Annotated in this window: 18 protein-coding genes; 10 read left to right on the top strand and 8 right to left on the bottom strand. The window is 68.6% G+C overall.

Translation table 11 applies throughout. The features are described from left to right. Window positions 1-110 precede the first annotated feature (110 nt). Together motA and ACTIEF_RS00345 are read right to left on the bottom strand one after the other, a co-directional pair. Window positions 111-977: a flagellar motor stator protein MotA gene (gene motA / locus ACTIEF_RS00350; protein WP_439470194.1), complete on the bottom strand. Its 867-nt coding sequence runs from the start codon at window positions 975-977 to the stop codon at window positions 111-113. A 100-nt stretch (window positions 978-1,077) separates the two neighbouring features. Further along, the gene (locus tag ACTIEF_RS00345; RefSeq protein WP_439470652.1) at window positions 1,078-2,877 is read right to left on the bottom strand and encodes a long-chain-acyl-CoA synthetase; all 1,800 of its coding nucleotides are present in this window, start codon (window positions 2,875-2,877) and stop codon (window positions 1,078-1,080) included. 308 nt (window positions 2,878-3,185) lie between these two features. Here ACTIEF_RS00345 and ACTIEF_RS00340 point away from each other — a divergent pair, with 308 nt between their 5' ends. Next, window positions 3,186-3,740 carry a hypothetical protein gene (locus ACTIEF_RS00340; RefSeq protein WP_439470193.1) on the top strand — a complete coding sequence of 185 codons (555 nt, stop codon included), beginning with the start codon at window positions 3,186-3,188 and terminating at the stop codon, window positions 3,738-3,740. Between the two features lie 62 nt (window positions 3,741-3,802). Here the strand turns inward: ACTIEF_RS00340 and ACTIEF_RS00335 are convergent, their stop codons facing one another. From ACTIEF_RS00335 to ACTIEF_RS00325, 3 genes are read right to left on the bottom strand one after another with little or no spacing between them, the layout of a single operon-like run. Then, the gene (locus ACTIEF_RS00335) at window positions 3,803-5,116 is read right to left on the bottom strand and encodes a PQQ-dependent sugar dehydrogenase (RefSeq protein ID WP_439470192.1); all 1,314 of its coding nucleotides are present in this window, start codon (window positions 5,114-5,116) and stop codon (window positions 3,803-3,805) included. A gap of 11 nt (window positions 5,117-5,127) precedes the next feature. Next, window positions 5,128-5,673: a lipocalin family protein gene (locus ACTIEF_RS00330; RefSeq protein ID WP_439470191.1), complete on the bottom strand. Its 546-nt coding sequence runs from the start codon at window positions 5,671-5,673 to the stop codon at window positions 5,128-5,130. Window positions 5,674-5,724: 51 nt separating this feature from the next. Then, entirely contained in the window at window positions 5,725-6,609 is an 885-nt protein-coding gene (locus ACTIEF_RS00325) for a DUF1206 domain-containing protein (protein WP_439470190.1), read from the bottom strand. Window positions 6,610-6,713: 104 nt separating this feature from the next. Here ACTIEF_RS00325 and ACTIEF_RS00320 point away from each other — a divergent pair, with 104 nt between their 5' ends. The 3 genes from ACTIEF_RS00320 to ACTIEF_RS00310 all read left to right on the top strand — a co-directional run bounded on the left by ACTIEF_RS00320 (window position 6,714) and on the right by ACTIEF_RS00310 (window position 9,474). Next, window positions 6,714-7,652, top strand: a complete 939-nt coding sequence (locus tag ACTIEF_RS00320; protein ID WP_439470189.1) for an ABC transporter ATP-binding protein — start codon at window positions 6,714-6,716, stop codon at window positions 7,650-7,652. After that, window positions 7,652-8,419, top strand: a complete 768-nt coding sequence (locus tag ACTIEF_RS00315) for an ABC transporter permease (protein ID WP_439470188.1) — start codon at window positions 7,652-7,654, stop codon at window positions 8,417-8,419. The genes ACTIEF_RS00320 and ACTIEF_RS00315 overlap by 1 nt, the downstream gene beginning before the upstream one ends. An 86-nt stretch (window positions 8,420-8,505) precedes the next feature. After that, on the top strand, window positions 8,506-9,474 hold the full coding sequence (locus ACTIEF_RS00310) for a hypothetical protein (protein ID WP_439470187.1): 969 nt from the start codon (window positions 8,506-8,508) through the stop codon (window positions 9,472-9,474). A gap of 6 nt (window positions 9,475-9,480) precedes the next feature. Here the strand turns inward: ACTIEF_RS00310 and ACTIEF_RS00305 are convergent, their stop codons facing one another. Next, window positions 9,481-9,858 carry a hypothetical protein gene (locus ACTIEF_RS00305; protein ID WP_439470186.1) on the bottom strand — a complete coding sequence of 126 codons (378 nt, stop codon included), beginning with the start codon at window positions 9,856-9,858 and terminating at the stop codon, window positions 9,481-9,483. Between the two features lie 112 nt (window positions 9,859-9,970). On the opposite strand from ACTIEF_RS00305, the gene ACTIEF_RS00300 reads away from it, so the two are divergent. Genes ACTIEF_RS00300 through ACTIEF_RS00280 form a run of 5 tightly spaced genes read left to right on the top strand, consistent with a single transcriptional unit; the run spans window position 9,971 to window position 12,582 of the window. After that, entirely contained in the window at window positions 9,971-10,312 is a 342-nt protein-coding gene (locus ACTIEF_RS00300) for an ArsR/SmtB family transcription factor (RefSeq protein ID WP_439470185.1), read from the top strand. Then, complete coding sequence (locus ACTIEF_RS00295; RefSeq protein ID WP_439470184.1) at window positions 10,312-10,806, top strand: SRPBCC domain-containing protein; 495 nt, start codon at window positions 10,312-10,314, stop codon at window positions 10,804-10,806. The genes ACTIEF_RS00300 and ACTIEF_RS00295 overlap by 1 nt, the downstream gene beginning before the upstream one ends. Then, the gene (locus tag ACTIEF_RS00290; protein WP_439470183.1) at window positions 10,806-11,459 is read left to right on the top strand and encodes a dihydrofolate reductase family protein; all 654 of its coding nucleotides are present in this window, start codon (window positions 10,806-10,808) and stop codon (window positions 11,457-11,459) included. The genes ACTIEF_RS00295 and ACTIEF_RS00290 overlap by 1 nt, the downstream gene beginning before the upstream one ends. Further along, on the top strand, window positions 11,459-11,926 hold the full coding sequence (locus tag ACTIEF_RS00285) for an SRPBCC domain-containing protein (protein ID WP_439470182.1): 468 nt from the start codon (window positions 11,459-11,461) through the stop codon (window positions 11,924-11,926). The genes ACTIEF_RS00290 and ACTIEF_RS00285 overlap by 1 nt, the downstream gene beginning before the upstream one ends. Continuing rightward, the gene (locus tag ACTIEF_RS00280; RefSeq protein ID WP_439470181.1) at window positions 11,926-12,582 is read left to right on the top strand and encodes a glutathione S-transferase family protein; all 657 of its coding nucleotides are present in this window, start codon (window positions 11,926-11,928) and stop codon (window positions 12,580-12,582) included. The genes ACTIEF_RS00285 and ACTIEF_RS00280 overlap by 1 nt, the downstream gene beginning before the upstream one ends. Here ACTIEF_RS00280 and ACTIEF_RS00275 read toward each other — a convergent pair. After that, window positions 12,579-13,049: a PaaI family thioesterase gene (locus ACTIEF_RS00275; RefSeq protein ID WP_439470180.1), complete on the bottom strand. Its 471-nt coding sequence runs from the start codon at window positions 13,047-13,049 to the stop codon at window positions 12,579-12,581. The genes ACTIEF_RS00280 and ACTIEF_RS00275 overlap by 4 nt on opposite strands. A gap of 113 nt (window positions 13,050-13,162) precedes the next feature. On the opposite strand from ACTIEF_RS00275, the gene ACTIEF_RS00270 reads away from it, so the two are divergent. Further along, window positions 13,163-13,504, top strand: a complete 342-nt coding sequence (locus tag ACTIEF_RS00270) for a zf-TFIIB domain-containing protein (protein WP_439470179.1) — start codon at window positions 13,163-13,165, stop codon at window positions 13,502-13,504. An 85-nt stretch (window positions 13,505-13,589) separates the two neighbouring features. Here ACTIEF_RS00270 and ACTIEF_RS00265 read toward each other — a convergent pair whose 3' ends face one another. Next, on the bottom strand, window positions 13,590-15,305 hold the full coding sequence (locus ACTIEF_RS00265) for a hypothetical protein (protein ID WP_439470178.1): 1,716 nt from the start codon (window positions 15,303-15,305) through the stop codon (window positions 13,590-13,592). Window positions 15,306-15,438: the final 133 nt, after the last annotated feature.

Genomic DNA, 15,438 nt, shown 5'->3' with positions numbered 1-15,438 from the left:
GCGCCGCGCGGAGCGGCCGCCTTCACAGCCCGTCAGAAAGACAACCGGCGAGCGCCTGGGGTGTTCCCGCGTCCGTGATTGACCTTGAGGCGTCGTGAGCGGCCCGTGAGTTACTCGGTCGGGGCCGCCGACAGAGTCTCTTCCATCTCGGCGAACGAGGGCTGCGCCGGAGAGGGGATGTCGCCACGGCCGATCTCGACCGAAATCTGGGCGGCGTTGCCGTGCAGGTGGGCGACCAGCACCGACTGGATGATCTTGTAGTAGGCGCCTTCCTCCTCGACGATCGACTTCAGGCGCGCGGCGATCGGGCCGACCAGGCCGTAGGCCAGGAACACGCCCATGAAGGTGCCGACCAGGGCGCCGCCGATCATGCCGCCCAGAACTTCCGGCGGCTCGGTGATCGAGCCCATGGTCTTGATGACGCCCAGCACGGCCGCGACGATGCCCAGGGCGGGCAGGGCGTCGGCGAGGTTCTGCAGCGCGCCCGGAGCGCCCAGCGCCTCGTGGTGGTGCTTCTCGAGCTGCTTCTCCATGGCGTCCTCGATCTGGTGAGGATCTTCCAGGTTCATCGTCATCATCCGCAGGGTGTCGCAGATGAAGTCCGTGGCGAAATGGTCCTTCAGCACCTTGGGGTACTTCTGGAAAATGGTGCTCTCGGACGGCTTCTCGATATGGCTTTCAAGGGCGATGACGCCCTTGGACTTCATCGTCTTGGTCAGTTGGAACAGCAGCGACAGGAGGTCCTTGTAGTCCTGCTTCTTCCATTTGGGTCCGGCGAAGGCCTTGCCCAGACCGCCCAGCGACGACTTCAGCACCGGCACGCTGTTGGAGATCAGGAAGGCCGCGACGCCCGCGCCGCCGATGGCCATCAGCTCGTGCGGGGCGGCGTGCAGGATCACCTCGAACTTGCCGCCCGAGATGGCGTAGCTGCCGAACACGAGGGCGAACAGCAGAACGATGCCGATAATCTGGAACATGGAAGACGGGAGGCCCCAACGCGCGCGAGAGGCCCCGACCTTCGTCGTTAATGATTAACCGGCGATTGCCGAACCGCTCCGCATTTATGCGGGGGCGGGATCAGAGACGGGTTTCGCCACTCAGAATCGCCGCGCGCGCCGCGTCGGTCAGCTTGGCGTAACCGCTCTTGCCGCCCCGGACGTAGAGCGCGCCCTCGACCTTGTCCGGATCGAAGCCGTCGGCGACCAGATCGACCTTGCGGTATTTGAAGGTGCCGGTGGTCTCGGCTTCCTTGATCAGGCGCACGAAGGCCGGACGGGCGTAGGAGGGCAACTCCTGATCGACCCACTCTGCGAAGGCCTTGGCCGAGAAGCGGCCATCGACCACCAGGGCGACCATGCCCGCCTTGCCTTCCTGGCCCGGCACCGGAACGCCGTAGGCCACGACCTCCTTGATGCCCGGCGCATCGGCCAGCCGCTGCTCGACCTCGGCGGTCGAGACGTTCTCGCCCTTCCAGCGGTAGGTGTCGCCGATCCGGTCGATGAAATAGAGGTAGCCTTCGGAGTCCTGCTTCATCAGGTCGCCGGTGCGGAACCAGCGGTCGCCCTTGGTGAAGACGTCGCGCAGGATCTTCTTCTCGGATGCGGCCTTGTCGGCATAGCCGGAGAAGGCGTGGCGGGTGTCGTCACCGATCATGCCGATCGCCTCGCCGACCTCGCCGGGCTTGGCGAGTTCGCACAGGCCATTGGCGCCGCGGACCGGCAGCTCCGTGTCGATGTCGAAGCGGACCAGACGGCAGTTGATCTGCTTTTTCAGGAAGCCCGGCACGCGACCGATGGCGCCCGCCTTGCCGTCGAAGTTGAACAGCGAGACGTTGCCCTCGGTCGAGCCGTAGAACTCCATGATGTTCGGCACGGCGAAGCGCTTCTGGAAATCTTCCCAGACATCGGGGCGCAGGCCGTTGCCGAAGGCGAGGCGCAGCTTGTGGGCGCGCTCGTCCGGGTTCTCGGGGCAGTTGACCAGATAGCGGCACAGCTCGCCGATGTAGACGAACAGGGTCGCGCCCGAGGCCTTCACGTCCGGCCAGAAGCTGGAGGCCGAGAAGCGCTTGCGCAGAACCAGCTTGCCGCCGTTCAGCAGGGCCGGGCCGATGCCGACCAGACCGCCGGTCGAGTGATACAGCGGCAGGACGTTGAAGGTGACGTCCTTGTCGGTGCCCGCCGTGGCTCCGGCGAACGCGCGCATATAGGTGCGGGCGCGGGCGTGGGTGATCTTGGCCGCCTTGGGCAGGCCGGTCGTGCCCGAGGTGTAGATGTACAGGGCCGTGTCCCGGTTAGTCAGACCGGCGCGGATCGAGCGGGCCGGGCGAACCGAGGAGCCGCTGCGGACCGGCTTGTCGAGGCCGCGCCGTTCATCGGCCTCATCCGCCTCACCCAGGCCCAGCACCCACAGCATCATGTTGCGGTCGATCAGGCCGCGCGCGTCCTCGATCTGGCGCCAGCACTCCTCGTCGGTGACGATCTGCGAGGCGTTGGAGATGGTCAAGCAGTGGGCCAGGGCATGGCCGGTCAGGTTGGTGTTGATCAGCGCCGTTCCGACCCCGACCTTGGCGAAGCCCATCCAGGCGGCGATGTATTCGGCGCGGTTCTGCATCACCAGGGCGACGGTGTCGCCGCGCTTCAGCCGGCGGCTGACGGCCCAGTGGCCGAAGCGGTTGGCCATGGCGTCCAGGTCGCGATAGCTGATGCTGCGACGGTCGTCCTGGATGGCGATGTGGTCGGCGAATTTGTCGACCGCCTCTTCCCAGTCGTCACAGACCAGGTCCGGGCTGTCCATGGTGATCGGCTTGATGCGGCCCAGCAGGCGGCGCAGCCCCTTCACGAACCGCATGTCACGCCGGATGTTCGCCACCAAACCCATAGTCACGTCCACTCGTCTAAAGCCCCTCCTCTGGTGATGAACAAGCGCACCCCCCGGGTCAACCGGTGGGGGAATCGACAGGGCGTTTTTGATCGATTGAGAACCGTTTGCGTACGGTTTGGTCTGATGGCGTGGCGCCGAAGCGGCGGTGACGTTGCGTCACTTCGCGGCCCCGCGATGGTCGCGGTCCGGACGGTTGTCGCCTCACATGTGACCGCAAGGGTGTTTCTTAAGGGCATTCAAACTGTTCGCGGAACCGCGATCATCGGGGAGGGGTTTGGGACCCACGCTCAAGGAGGAGACAGACAATGTCCGTGACCTATACCGACGATCATGCCGAGACCGTGCGCGAGGACGCCTTCGTTCCGGTCTACGCCCGCACCAAGAGCCGCAGCGCCCGCAAGGGCGGCGTGCGCAGCTGGATGATCCTGGCCCCGATCGGGGTTCTGGTGATCGGCGGCGCCGGCGCGATGATGCTGATGAACGGCGGCGATGTCGCCGAGGCCCCGCTGGTCGAGCCCGCCGCCACGGCGCCGGTGCTGCCCGCGACCCCGGCGCCCCTGACCTCGCCGATGGCGGTTGAGCCCGCGCCGGTGGACGCCACCCCGGCCCCGGTGGCGCGTGAAGCCGCGCCTGCCCCGGCTCGTCGCGAGGCTCCGGTCGCCCGCCGCGCCGCGCCGGCGCGTGTCGAGGCCCCGGCCGCCGCGCCCACTCCGGCCCCGCGGGTCGTGACGCCCGAGCCGTCGCCGATGACCTCGACGCTGAACAGCGCCCCGGCCACGCCGACCCTCGCGCCGTCCACTCCGGCTCCGACGGCGACCCCGACGCCGCCCCCGGCCATCGTGGTCGAGCCGCTGGGCTGAACCGGGTCCGATAAGTGAAATGACAAGGCCCCGGCGGAGCGATCCGCCGGGGCCTTAGTCTGTCAGGCGGCGGGTGAAACCCGCCAGATCACATTGCCCACGTCGTCCGCGACCAGAAGGGCGCCGGTCCGATCGAACTGAACGCCGACCGGGCGGCCCATGGCCTGATCGTCCTCGTTCAGAAAGCCGGTCAGGATATCCTCGGGCGGCCCGGCGGGCGCGCCGTTGATGAAGGGGACGAACAGGACGCGGTAGCCGTTGCGCGGCTTGCGGTTCCACGACCCATGCTGGCCGACGAAGGCGCCGCCGCGATAGCGGGCCGGGAACAGCGTCCCCTCGCCGAAGGTCAGCCCCAGCGAGGCGGTGTGGGCGCCCAGCGCATAGTCGGGCCGCAGGGCGCGGGCGACAAGGGCGGGGTTCTGCGGCTGAACCCGCTCATCCACGATCTGGCCGTAATAGCTGTAGGGCCAGCCATAGAATCCGCCGGGGGTGACCGACGTCATGTAGTCGGGCACCAGATCGTTGCCGAGTTCGTCCCGCTCATTGACCGAGGTCCACAGCCTGCCGCTGTCCGGCTGCCAGGCCAGCCCCACCGGATTGCGCAGACCCGAGGCGTAGACCCGCCGTGCGCCCGTCGCGGGATCGATCTCGAGGATGGCGGCGCGATCCGTCTCCTCCTTCATCCCGTTCTCGCCGATGTTCGAGTTGGACCCGACGCCGACATAGAGGCGCGAACCGTCCGCGCTTGAGACCAGGCTCTTGGTCCAGTGGTGGTTGCGGCCCGCGGGTAGGTCGGCCACCTTGCGCGCGGGAACCTCGATCCGCGTTTGGCCGGTCTGGTAGGGGAAGGCCACCACGGCGTCGGCGTTGGCGACGTATAGGGTGTCTCCGACCAGCGCCATGCCGAACGGCGACATCAGGTTTTCGAGGAAGACCGTCCGGGTCTCCGCCACGCCGTCGCCGTCTGCGTCGCGCAGCAGTGTGATGCGATTGGCGCTGGGTGTGACGGCTCCGGCCTTTTTCATCACCAGACCCTGAGCCCAGGCCCGGAAACCGCCCCGGTGTTCCTCAGGCTTGGGCGGCGCATTGGTCTCCGCCACCAAGATGTCGCCGTTGGGCAGGCGATAAATCCAGCGCGGGTGGTTCAGCCCGGAAGCGAAGGCCTGCACCCGGAAGCCCTGCGCCGGAACCGGCGTCCGGCCCTCGGGCCAGCCTCTGGCGTCGGCGACATTGACTGTCGGCAGCAGGCTTCGGCTCGGTTCGGGCAGGGTGGGATTGGGCCCGTAGCCGGCGGCGGGGTCCAGCGTCGATTCCGTGCCGCAGGCCGCGAGCGTCAGCGCGGCGACCGAGACGGCGAGCAGTGGTGACAGGCGCATGGCGACTTCCTTCAACGCGCCGGCAGGGGGGGAAACTCGAGCCGGCTAACATCGTAGCCCAGCGCGCGGGCGCGTTCGGTCAGTCGATCCCGTTGGGCCGCCGTCGGGATTTCCCGTGTGTAGATGAAGAGCCGCTCGAAGGTCGGATCGGCCGAGATGAACCAGGTGTAGGCCTCGTCATGGTCCAGCACCCAGTAATCCCAGGTCACGAACCCGCCGAGATACCGCACCCGCAGTTTCGCATTGGTGCCGGGGTCGAGGATTTCGCCGCGCCCGCCGATCGACTTTTCGCGCCCGCCCGGCTGACCCTGCTCACAGGTGTCCCGGACATCCACGCGGGTCGGGGACACCAGGACATAGTTCGACGCCCCGGCGACGCAGCCGTCTGTAAGCCGGTCGGGCAGGCGGGCGACCTCGATCCAGCGACCCGACCACAGGCGCTCCGCATCCACCGAACGGGCGGGTTGCGGGGCCCGATACTCGGACGGCGAGGGGGCGGTGACGCAGGCTGAAAGTGCGCCCGTCAGGGCAAGGGCGGCGAGGATGCGCGGGGTCATAAGGCGATCTCCGGATCGGGAATACCCGGCCGCGAACGGGGTTCCGCGACCTCAGACTGGTACGATCTCGCGCGGCGGGCGGATGCGACGGAAACGCGCCTCAATGAAGGAGAATACGCCGAAGCCGATAAAGCCCAGCGCCGCGGCGGCCAGCAGCACGACCCCGCCCGGCTGACGTCCCAGTGCGTCCAGCGCCGCGTCGAAACTGGTCACGTCGGAGGCGCGCGACCGGATCCCCGCGAGGAAGATCAGGGCCGCCAGCGGAAGCCAGGCAATCCCCCGCGCCATGTAACCGGCGCGGGCCAGGGGCACGACCCGACGGCACAGCTCAACCGAGCAGGACAGATGGGCGGCGAAGTCGTCGCGCCAGGCCTTGACGATGTTGGAGACGCCGACCCCCGCGATGCACAGGCCCAGACCGGCCAGAAGCAGATTGCCGAAGGGCAGGGACAGCATCCGCGCGGCCTCGCGGTGACCTGCGGCGACATCGGCGGCGCCCGGGTCGGCAGGGGTGTGGAACAGCAGGCTGAAGGCGCTGAACGCCAGCAGGGCGTAGCCGGTCGCGCTGAAGCCCTGGCTGACGCGGGTGCTTATCCCCTGCCGGTCCGTACCCTCGTTGTCGGCGTCCGAGATCGCCTGCAGCAGCCGCCAGCTGACGATGGCCAGCAGGCCGAGGCCCAGCAGCAGCACCCACGCCCGGCCGAAGGGCTGCAGCGCCAGCCAACTGATGGCGCCGCGCGTTCCCGCCGCGCCATCGATCAGGCCGGGAATGGCCAGCAGGGTCAGGGCGCCGCCGGACAGATAGACGAAGCCGCGCGCGCCGTAGCCGATGCGGGCGATCAGCTCGAGGCTGTTCAGCACGACCGCGCGCTTGCGCCGCCGGGCGGGCGTCAGTCGGCGCAGGCCGGATTTGAGAGCGGCGGAGAGGCGGGACACCCCACCCCAACACGCGGGAAAAGATATGGCTCCGCTGCTGCCAAAGCGGTCTTGTGGCGCGCGCGGGCGACACATATCTGCGTGCGCCCAGGGAGAGGGACCCCATGCCGTCCGCCATTGTCATCGAAGGTCTGACCAAGACCTACAAATCCGGGCTGCAAGCCCTCAAGCCGGTCGATCTGACCATCGCCAAGGGCGAGATCTTCGCCCTGCTGGGCCCGAACGGGGCCGGCAAGACGACGATGATCTCGATCATCTGCGGCATCGTCACCGCCTCCAGCGGCACGGTCACCGCCGACGGCCACGACATCCGCAAGGATTATCGCAAGGCGCGTCAGGCCATCGGCCTGGTGCCGCAGGAGCTGACCACCGACGCCTTCGAGACGGTGTGGGCCACGGTCACCCTCAGCCGCGGCCTGTTCGGCAAGGCGCCGAACCCGGCCTATATCGAGCAGATCCTTCGCGACCTCAGCCTGTGGGACAAGAAGGACGCCAAGATCATGACCCTCTCCGGCGGCATGAAGCGCCGGGTCATGATCGCCAAGGCCCTGAGCCACGAGCCCGACATCCTGTTCCTCGACGAGCCCACGGCGGGCGTCGACGTCGAGCTGCGCAAGGACATGTGGGAGATGGTCCGCAAGCTGCGTGAGCGCGGCGTGACCATCATCCTGACCACCCACTACATCGAGGAGGCCGAGGAGATGGCCGACCGGGTGGGCGTGATCCTGAAGGGCCAGCTGATCCTCGTCGAGGAAAAGACCGCCCTGATGAAGAAGCTGGGCAAGAAGACCCTGACCCTGCAGCTGCAGGAGCCGCTGACCACGCTCCCCGCCGAACTGGCGGAGTGGAAGGTCGAGCTGAAGAGCGACGGCGCCGAACTGGAATACGTCTTTGACGCCAACGCCGACGACACCGGCGTGCCCGGCCTGCTGCGCCGGATCGAGGCGCTGGGCGTGGGCTTCAAGGATCTGTCGACCCGGCAGAGCTCGCTGGAAGACATCTTCGTGGACCTGGTCCACCAGTCGAAGACGGAGGCGGCGTGATGGCGTTCAACGGTTACGGCGTCTGGGCCATCTACCGCTTCGAGATGGCGCGCGCCCTGCGCACCCTGTGGCAGTCCATCGTGACGCCGGTGATCACCACGGCCCTGTATTTCGTCGTCTTCGGTTCGGCCATCGGCAGCCGCATGACCGAGGTGTCGGACGTGCCCTACGGCGCCTTCATCGTGCCCGGCCTGATCATGCTGAGCCTGTTCACCAACTCGATCTTCAACGGCAGCTTCGGCATCTATTTCCCGAAGTTCACGGGGACGATCTATGAGCTGCTGTCCGCGCCGGTCTCGCCGTTCGAGACGGTGCTGGGCTATGTCGGGGCGGCGGCGACCAAGTCGGTCATCCTCGGCCTGATCATCCTGGCCACGGCGGCGCTGTTCGTGCCGCTGCAGATCCTGCACCCGGTCTGGATGATCGCCTTCCTGATCCTGATCTCCGCGACCTTCAGCCTGTTTGGTTTCATCATCGGCATCTGGGCCCAGAGCTTCGAACAGCTGAACTTCATTCCCATGCTGATCGTGACGCCGCTGACCTTCCTCGGCGGGGCCTTCTATTCGATCGACATGCTGCCCGAGGGCTGGCGCATGGTCAGCCTGTTCAACCCGGTGGTCTATCTGATCTCCGGCTTCCGCTGGGCGTTCTTTGGCGTGGGCGATGTGTCGGTGGGCGTCAGCCTGATCGCGACGCTGGGCTTCTTCCTGGCCTGTCTGGCCGTCGTCGGCTGGATGTTCCGCACGGGCTACCGCCTCAAGAACTGAGCGGTCACGAAAGCGGCCAGATCGGTCGCCACCTTCGGGCTCAGTTCGCGTTTGAGAAACGCGCCGTACACGGCGCGGGAGCCTGCATGTCCGACCAGAACGACGCCAAGCCGACCGGTTCGCCCGTCAATGGCCAGCCCCAGCCTTTTCGTCGCCAGGTGAACTGGGGCCGTCCGCCCCAGGCGGTGTTCCGCGCCGGTCCCCTGCCGCGCGGCGGAACGCTGGCGCCCCTGCCTGAGCCGCCCAAGCCCCGGCCCGTGGCGGCGCCCTCGGCGGGCATTCTGAGCGGGTCGCTGATCCCGCGCGCCGCGACGCCCGCGCCCGTCGCGCCCACTCCTGTCGCGCCGCCGGTTGAACGGCCCGCGCCCGAGGCGGCGCCGGTTGCCGCGCCGGATCTGACTGTGCGCCCTCTGCCCGAGCCCGAGCCCGAGCCCGAGCCCGAGCCCGAGCCCGAGCCGGAACCCACGCCCGTTGCGGCGCCGGTCGCGGCGGCTGAAGTCCATGTTCTGCCGGACGTCGTGGTCGCCGCCCCGGCGCCGGTCAAGGGCGTGCTGGAAGCCGCCAGCGCGCGGGGCAAGTCCTCCGGTCGTCTGCCGCTCTATGCGGGTGGCGCGGTGGTGGTGCTGGCGGCGGTCGCCGTCGGCGGCTGGATGCTGACGCGGGCTCCGGCGGAAACGCCCGTGTCGCCGGTCGCCCCGGCGACCGTCGCGCCCCTGACCCCGCCTGCTGCTGAACCGGGGGAGGCCGCGACAGTCGAAGCCCCGCCCGCCGCTGAGCCCGAGCCTGTGACGCCTACCCCGGCTCCCGCCGCTGTCGCTCCGGCCGCGACTTCGGCACGGACCACGGCCGCGCCTGTTGTGACCCCCGCGCCGGCGCGTCCGGCGACCACCACGACAGCCCAGCCCGCGCCGCGTCCGGTCGAGGCTCCGCCGCCCGCCATCGTCACCCAGCCGTTGCCGGAGCCCGCGCCCTCGGCGCCGCCGCCGACCGCGGCCGAGCGTCCGCCGTCGGATCCGGATGCGCCGATTCTGACGCGCCCCCAGCCGCAGGACTGATCCGCCTCAGCGCAGGGTGATGTAGCCCCGCTCGACCATGCGCCGCAGGCCCTCATAGACCTCGGCCAGTTCCTCATAGGCCGCCCGCGCGGCGGTCAGGCGGGCAATCTGGTCGGGCGTCGCGGGGGCGCCGGATTCCGACTGGCGCAGGCCCTCGGACACCCATTTGCCGCGCGCCGTGGCCGTCATGACCGCCAGCCGCTGGAAGGCGGAAGGGTCCAGCCCCGGCACCATCTGGGCCAGCACCTCGCGGTTGGCGATGAAGGCCGAATAGTCGATCTGCTCAAGCAGGCCGCGCAGCCGTCGCTGCTCCTGCGGATCGATATCCTGCGGCTCGAAATGGTCGCGCTGACGCCGGTAACTGCCGGTCTGCATGGTCGACATCCCGTCTCTCCCAACACGATTTTTGGGAAGCGTGCGCCGCGTCGATTAACGGCGCGTTGCCGTGGCCTCAGCCGCCGCTTGCCGTTCTCGCCCCAAGTTGATACTTAAGCGAATGCTTCAGTATCAGGAACCGCTCGATCTCGCCTTCCAGGCCCTGTCGGACCCGACCCGGCGGCGCATGGTCGAGCGGCTGTCGGCGGGGCCGGTCTCGGTCAGCCAACTGGCCGAGCCCCTGCCGATGTCGATGTCGGCGGTGATGCAGCATCTGAAGATTCTGGAGGCGGCGGGTCTGGTGCGCTCGGAGAAGGTTGGCCGCGTCCGGACCTGCCGGGTCGAGCCCGAGGCTCTGACCGCCGCCGAACGCTGGCTGAACGCCCGGCGTCTGTCGGTCGAACGCAGCCTCGACCGGCTGGGCGCCTTTCTGGACGAGACGAAACCCGAGGAGGAGAAGTGATGACCGCCGCAACCCCGACCGTCGCCCACGGGACCTTCACCGTCGAGCGGCGCTACGACGCCTCGCCCGAGCGCGTGTTCCGGGCCTATTCCGATCCCGCCGCCTTCCGCCGCTGGTTCGCCGAAGGCGACCAGTGGACCGTCCATCACTGGGACCTGGATTTCCGCGTCGGCGGTCGCTTCAGTGGCACCTTTCGCTTCGGCGGGCCGGAGAACGACACCTGGTTCAACGACACCGAATACCTCGATATCGTCGACAACCGTCGGATCATCATCAGCTACGTCATGGGCCGGCTGATCGGGGGCGAGAAGGAAAGGGCCTCGGCCTCGCTGGCGACGACCGAACTGGTCGCGGACGGCTCCGGCACGCGGCTGATCCACACCGAACAGGGCGCCTTCTTCGGCGAGGACGGTGCGGCGCATATTCCGATGCGGGAACAGGGCTGCGCCGAGATGCTGGGCGCGCTCGCTCGCGAACTCGGGGAGGCCGCGTGATGGCCGGCAAGGTTCGCGTCAGCAGCTATGCGATCTCGCTGGACGGCTTCGGCGCCGGGCCGGACCAGAGCCTCGAAGCGCCGCTGGGCGTCGGCGGCGAGCGGCTGCACCAGTGGTTCTTCCCAACGAGGACCTTCCAGAGAATGTACGGCGACGGCCAGGGCGAGACTGGTGTCGACAACGACTTCGCCGAGCGGGGCATGGCCGGGATCGGCGCCTGGATCCTGGGCCGCAACATGTTCGGTCCGATCCGGGGCGACTGGCCGGACGAGGCGTGGAAGGGCTGGTGGGGCGATACCCCGCCGTATCGGGTTCCCGTCTATCTCCTGACCCATCACCCGCGCGCGTCGTTCGAGATGGACGGCGGCACGGTCTTCCATTTCGAAACCGAGGGGCCCGAGGCGGCGCTGGAGAAGGCGCGGGCGGCGGCGGGCGATCTGGATATCCGTATCGGCGGCGGGGCCGACACCATCCGCCAGTATCTGCGTGCGGGCCTGATCGACGAGATGCACATCGCCGTCTCGCCGGTGCTTCTGGGCGAAGGCGAGCCGTTCTGGGCCGGGCTGGACCTGCCGACGCTCGGCTATGAGGTGGCCGAGACTACGGCGGGCGAGCGGGCGACCCACCTCCGCATCGTCCGGAAGGGCGGGTGATGGCCGCGCGCGACATCGTCTTCGGCGGCTTTGCGATCGAGCGGCGCTATGACGCTCGACCCGCCCGCGTCTTCGCCGCCTTCGCCGACCGTGAGATCAAACAGGCGTGGATGGGTTGCGAGCACGTCGCTTCGCCGGTGATCGAGCAACTCGATTTCCGGGTGGGCGGCAAGGAGATCAGTCGGGGCGGCGGCGAGGACGGCGAGCACCTGTTCGAGGGGACCTATCTCGACATCGTCGAGGGGCGCCGGTTCATCTTCGCCTTCGTCATGCATGTGGGCGGGCGCAAGCTGTCGGCCTCCATCGCCTCGGTCGAGATCCTGCCGGATGGCGACGGGGCGCGGCTGATCTTCAATGAGCAGGGCGTCTATTTCGGCGAGGACGGCTGGGCCGACCGCCGGGAAGGCACCGCTGTCGGAATGCAACAGATGGCCGACTGGCTGGCCGCGAACGAGGAAGCCGCTTGATGTCCCTGATCCTGTGGTCCCATCCCTATTCCGGCTACGGCCAGAAAGCGGCCGTCGCCCTGTACGAACTGGACCTGCCGTATGAGGTGAAGCTGGTCGATGGTTCGCCCGAGGCGATGGAAGGCTTCCTGGCCGTATCGCCCTTCGCCAAGATGCCGACGCTGATCGATACGGCGGCGGGCCGGACGGTGATCGAGTCCAGCATCGTCATCGAATATCTGGACCGGCTGGCGGGCGGCGGGCGCCTGATCCCGGCCGATCCGGAGGCCGCGCTGGAGGCCCGGTTCGTCGACCGGATCCTCGACATCTACGTCGGCGGCAACATGAACCGGATCGTCTTCAACCGGCTGGGCCGCGCGGGCACGCCGAACGAGACGGCGATGGCCCAGGACGCCAAGGAACTGGAGACCGCCTGGGACATGCTGGAGGCCCGGCTGGCGGACGGCCGGACCTGGGGCGCGGGCGAAACCTTCACCCTGGCCGACTGCGCGGCGGCGCCGCTGATGACATACGCACGCCGCCTGGTTCCGTTCGGCGACCGGCCCCGGCTGCGCGCCTGGCATGCAAGGCTGATGGCCCGCCCGTCCTTTGTGCGCGCGCTGGAAGACGCCGCGCCCTTCGGCAACCTGATGCCTGCGCCGCTGCCGGAAGACTAGCCGCGCGGCTGCAGCACCATGATCGTCGACTGGCCGTGGGCCAGCAGGCGGCCCGTGCTGTCCTTGATCGTCGCCTCGGCGGTGATGATCTGGCGTCCGACGTTGATGACCCGTCCTTCGCAGACGACCTTGCCGGTGTTGGCGGTGATCGGGCGGGTGAAGTTGGTCTGGGTCGAGATCGAGGTGTAGCCGACGCCCGCGGGCAGGGTGGAATGGGCCGCGCAGCCTGTGGCGCTGTCGATCAGCGTCAGGGCCCAGCCGCCGTGCACCATGCCCTGCGGGTTCAGGATATGCGGACCCGTCACACCCTCGAAGATCGCCACGCCGTCGCCGACTTCGGCCAAGGCGAAAGACATGGTCTCGCCGATGGTGGCGGGCGGGATGCGGCCGTCGATAACGGCCTGCAGCAGGTCGCGGCCCGGCATGCGGCCCATGGCTTCGGCGGTAGAGGCGGGAAGGTCGGTCATGGCGTGACATTGGGGAGCGTCGCTGCGCCTCGCAAGCGCGCGGCGGATCGCCGCGTGGGGGTTACCGTAACGGCGCCGTGGACGTAGCTGTTGGGAAACGCGAGGAGACCCGCATGCCGCTCTTGATGTGCCCCAACGACAACGCCGCCATGCAGACGCTGGAGCGCGGCGGCGTCCAGTTCGACATGTGTCCGACCTGCCGGGGCGTCTGGCTGGATCGTGGCGAACTGGAAAAGCTGATGGACTCGGCCACCGCCGAAGGCCGCGCCTCGGCCCCGCAGGCCGCGCCGGCGCCGCAGCCGCAGGCCCCCTATCCGCCGCAGCAGGCCCAACAGCCGTGGGGCGGTCAGCCGGGCTATCGCGACGACCGCCGCTACGACGACCGCTACCGCCGCGACGACGAGTACAAATACAAAAAGAAGAAGCGCGACAGCATCTTCGATATCTTCGACTAGGCCGCGTCGGGTCGACCCGAAGGGCGGCGCGTAGCAGTCAGAAGGCGGAGCCTTCTGACCGCGGCCCAGCAAACAGGCCCCCTGATCAGGCCGCCAGACCGGCGGCCTTCATCAGCGTCTTGAGCGGGGCCAGCACCTCGGGCGCGGCCACAAGTGCAGCACGGGCCTCGGGGGCGCGGAACAGCTTGATGGCCTCGGCCTTGGCGCGATCCGCCGCCGGGCCCAGCGGCGCCGTTTCGCCCGCCGCCAGACGCAGCAGGACCGCCAGCTTCTGCGGCGCCGGAGCGGGAGATCGAGCCAACAGGGGCACGATCCGGGCCTCGCCCTCCACCGCGCCGCCGACCGTGCCGATCGAAGTGCAAATGTCCGTCTCGTCCCGCTCCGAAAGGCCGCAGGCGCGCACCGCCCGTTGCAGTCCGGCCAGAACGCCCAGCTTCTGGGCCGCGGTCTGACCGCTCGACTGCCGCATCTCGGTTTCGAAGCGCAGGGAGCCGACACAGGCCGATAGCCAGCGCGCGGCCGAGCGCTTGTTCGCCACGCCAGTGACGTTCTCGCACAGTCGGGTCAGGGCCTCTGCCTCGCAAAGCACGGTGCTGCAGCCCTTGACGTAGGCGGCCACGAAATCAGCGGTGACCAGCGCCTTGGAGCGTTCGTTGAAGGCGTTCTGGACCTCCTCCAGCGTCAGCAGACGGCCCGCGGTGGCGGTCAGGCTGGTCGCCAGAGCGCGCAGGATGTCGATTTCCCCGGCGGCGTCGGCGGGACGCAGGCGGCGGGGGCTCATCAGTTCACGCAGCACCATCCGGGCCAGGGCCGCGGACAGCAGGGGGAACTCGGCGATCTCGATACGCGCGCCCAGCCGGGCGGCGGGGCCTTCGACGGCGGGCACCTGCAGGGCCATGCGCGGGTCCTGATGGACCAGCAGGCCGACCTCACGCGGCGCGACCATGCGGACCACGGCGGCAAGGGCGGCGCCCTGATCCAGCGACGGGCCGAGAATGTCGGCCAGTCCGCTGCGCGACCCCAGCATCTCGCACAGGATCTGTTCGATCGGCACCAGCACCATGGCGCGGGGCTGCCCATCCATCGGCGCCCGTTCGGCCAGGTCCATCAGCTTGTCCAGCCGGGACCGGTCGTTCTTCAGTCCGACCAGGGCTCCGGCGATCACGCCGCCCATGATGAAGGCGCGCTCGGGCTGGCCCTCCAGTCTGTGGGCGAGATCGGCCAGCGAGTGATGCTCGAGGCTGGGGAAGCGATTCTTGCGCCCGGCCGTGACCAGCCGCTCGATCGCCGCGTCTGAGAGCTTCTGATAGTGGCGCACCAGATCGTGCACCGGCTTGCCGTCGGCCTGGGCCTCCGGCACGGCGACCTTCTGGATGGCGTGTTGCAGTTCCACGCCTGTGGCGTCCAGCCGCTCGGCCAGATCAGGGCGGTGGAGGAGCTCGAAGGCGGTCACGCCCTGCCGACGCAGCCAGTCTTCCAGCACCCGCCCGATCAGTTCGCGCGCCATCGGGGCATAGAGATCATAGGCGGTGCTGCAGCGCGGGCCGGATGCGTCCTCGACCGGCGCCTTGCTCTGCCGCACCTCCGGAGCGCCCCGGCTGAATACGGTCACGCTGTTGAATTCCATGGTGTCCGGGTCGAGCGTCTCCTTCGTCACCCGGACTGCGGCGGCGCGTCCGTCGCGCAACAGATCCTCGGCGGTGTCGATCGCGTGGGTCCGGTCCTCGGTCGCGATCTGGAGGCTCCACGACGAGGGGGCGGTCTTGCGGATGTAGACTTCGTAGTGGACGGGGCCGGCCATGGAGCACTCTTTGGATAGCCCCTGATCCTGCCTGACAGACTTTAAGGTCAGGTTTCGTTGCGGATTCAGGCGACGCGGCCCATCTTTTCCGCCGTAATGTAACCGCGATGACGTAGAACGGTTACGCTTGCCA

The sequence above is a fragment of the Brevundimonas sp. genome, from assembly GCF_051858995.1.
Lineage (GTDB): Bacteria > Pseudomonadota > Alphaproteobacteria > Caulobacterales > Caulobacteraceae > Brevundimonas.
The sequence above is the reverse complement of the archived record's forward strand: the minus strand, read 5'-3'. Positions and strand labels throughout refer to the sequence as shown.

Coding starts and splice junctions, on each gene's coding strand:
- ACTIEF_RS00300 (WP_439470185.1), top strand. CDS start 9,971: ATGCTTCAGTATCAGGAACCGCTCGATCTCGCCTTCCAGGCCCTGTCG.
- ACTIEF_RS00315 (WP_439470188.1), top strand. CDS start 7,652: ATGGCGTTCAACGGTTACGGCGTCTGGGCCATCTACCGCTTCGAGATG.
- ACTIEF_RS00320 (WP_439470189.1), top strand. CDS start 6,714: ATGCCGTCCGCCATTGTCATCGAAGGTCTGACCAAGACCTACAAATCC.
- ACTIEF_RS00270 (WP_439470179.1), top strand. CDS start 13,163: ATGCCGCTCTTGATGTGCCCCAACGACAACGCCGCCATGCAGACGCTG.
- ACTIEF_RS00295 (WP_439470184.1), top strand. CDS start 10,312: ATGACCGCCGCAACCCCGACCGTCGCCCACGGGACCTTCACCGTCGAG.
- ACTIEF_RS00310 (WP_439470187.1), top strand. CDS start 8,506: ATGTCCGACCAGAACGACGCCAAGCCGACCGGTTCGCCCGTCAATGGC.
- ACTIEF_RS00340 (WP_439470193.1), top strand. CDS start 3,186: ATGTCCGTGACCTATACCGACGATCATGCCGAGACCGTGCGCGAGGAC.
- ACTIEF_RS00345 (WP_439470652.1), bottom strand. CDS start 2,877: ATGGGTTTGGTGGCGAACATCCGGCGTGACATGCGGTTCGTGAAGGGG.
- ACTIEF_RS00305 (WP_439470186.1), bottom strand. CDS start 9,858: ATGTCGACCATGCAGACCGGCAGTTACCGGCGTCAGCGCGACCATTTC.
- ACTIEF_RS00290 (WP_439470183.1), top strand. CDS start 10,806: ATGGCCGGCAAGGTTCGCGTCAGCAGCTATGCGATCTCGCTGGACGGC.
- ACTIEF_RS00330 (WP_439470191.1), bottom strand. CDS start 5,673: ATGACCCCGCGCATCCTCGCCGCCCTTGCCCTGACGGGCGCACTTTCA.
- ACTIEF_RS00280 (WP_439470181.1), top strand. CDS start 11,926: ATGTCCCTGATCCTGTGGTCCCATCCCTATTCCGGCTACGGCCAGAAA.
- motA (WP_439470194.1), bottom strand. CDS start 977: ATGTTCCAGATTATCGGCATCGTTCTGCTGTTCGCCCTCGTGTTCGGC.
- ACTIEF_RS00285 (WP_439470182.1), top strand. CDS start 11,459: ATGGCCGCGCGCGACATCGTCTTCGGCGGCTTTGCGATCGAGCGGCGC.
- ACTIEF_RS00275 (WP_439470180.1), bottom strand. CDS start 13,049: ATGACCGACCTTCCCGCCTCTACCGCCGAAGCCATGGGCCGCATGCCG.
- ACTIEF_RS00335 (WP_439470192.1), bottom strand. CDS start 5,116: ATGCGCCTGTCACCACTGCTCGCCGTCTCGGTCGCCGCGCTGACGCTC.
- ACTIEF_RS00265 (WP_439470178.1), bottom strand. CDS start 15,305: ATGGCCGGCCCCGTCCACTACGAAGTCTACATCCGCAAGACCGCCCCC.